This window comes from Flavobacterium sp., from assembly GCF_031363805.1.
GTDB lineage: Bacteria > Bacteroidota > Bacteroidia > Flavobacteriales > Flavobacteriaceae > Flavobacterium.
The window spans coordinates 1-1,807 of record NZ_JANLVD010000181.1 but is presented as its reverse complement, the minus strand read 5'-3'; the positions used below and the strand labels follow the sequence as shown (position 1 = coordinate 1,807).

General features: G+C 34.8%; 1 protein-coding gene. It reads left to right on the top strand.

What is annotated here, in order from left to right; translation table 11 throughout:
- On the top strand, positions 1-1,807 hold a 1,807-nt coding region (locus RMN92_RS10155), incomplete at both ends, for a VCBS repeat-containing protein (RefSeq protein WP_309609337.1).

Here is a 1,807-nt window from a genome sequence, read left to right as displayed (position 1 = left end):
GGGCGATGTTAATGGCGATTTATATCCTGATATTTACATTTCAAACGATTTTTACGAACGGGATTATTTATACATCAACAATAAAAACGGCACTTTTTCTGAGCAAATTCAAAATTGGGCTTCGCACATCAGCCAATCTTCCATGGGTGCAGATATGGCCGACATCAACAACGATGGGAAAGCGGATGTTTTTGTTACAGATATGTTACCCGAACCTGACGACCGACTCAAAACCACTACCAGTTTCGACAATTATGATTTATTCACCAGAAAATTAAGCTTGGATTTTTACAATCAATACATGCAAAATACCTTACAACTCAATAATGGAAATAACCAGTTTCTTGAAATAGCAAATTATGCTGGAGTCGCAAAGACTGATTGGAGTTGGGGCGCTTTATTATTCGATATGGACAATGACGGCTATAAAGATATTTATGTTTGCAACGGCATTTACCACGATTTAACCAATCAAGATTTTATGGACTTTTTTGCCAACGAATTGATGCAAAAAATGGTGGTTACTGGTAAAAAAGAAGAAATAGAAACTATTATCGGTAAAATGCCTACTGTTGCGATACCAAATTATGCCTTTAAAAACAACACCAATCTTACATTTACCAATGAAGCTAAAAACTGGGGTTTGGACACGCCAAGCTTTTCAAATGGCGCTGCTTATGGTGACTTAGACAACGATGGTGATTTAGATTTAATCGTGAATAATGTCAACATGCCCGCTTTTGTCTATCAAAACAATTCGGAAAAGAAAAAGGACAACCATTTTATCAAAGTAAAACTTAAAGGTGACAATCAAAATAAATTCGGCGTTGGTAGTGTGGTCGAATTATTTTCTGGAAAAGAAATCATCAAACAAGAACTCATTCCGTCCAGAGGTTTTCAATCGTCTATGGATTATGTGATGACATTTGGCATTGGAGCTAAAAAAATTGATTCTTTACAAGTCATTTGGCCAAACGGTAAATATCAAACTATCAAAAAAATAACAAGCAACACTACCATTCCTTTAAATATAGCGGATGCAAAATCCAATTACAATCTCAAGACTAAAACTATCAAACCATTATTCTCTGAAAAACCAAACACTTTTCAGTCACACAAAGAAAATGAATATATTGATTTTGATTATGAAGGGTTAATTTCAAAAATGCTTTCTCACGAAGGGCCTTCTTTGGCTGTAGCCGATGTAAACGATGATGGCAATGAAGATTTTTTTATTGGTGGAGCAAAAGGAAATTCAAGTAAAATATATCTGAACAACGGCAATGGAAATTACAGCATGACAAAACAATCTGACTTTGAAGCGGATGCCAATTATGAAGATACTGCAGCTGCCTTTTTGGATGTTGATAACGATGGAGACCAGGATTTATTAGTAGGTTCCGGTGGAAATGAAAAAGCAGATCAAGCCAATTATAAAAATCGATTGTATATCAATAATGGAAAAGGCATCTTTACCAAAAGCAAAAATAGTATTCCAACTACAAATAATAATGTCGCCGTCATTGCGCCCTATGATTTTGATAATGATGGTGATATTGATGTTTTTATTGGAAGCAGAAGCGTTCCTGGTGTTTATGGAATAGATCCAAAACACTTGTTATTAGAAAATAATGGCAAAGGTGAGTTTATCAATATTATTGACAAAGCCGCTTTCAAATTAACTCAAATGGGTATGATTACTGATGCCGTTTGGGAAGATATTGACAATGATAATAAAAAAGATTTAATTGTAGTAGGCGATTGGTCATCGACAAAAATATTCAAAAATACAGGTCGAAGACTGGCT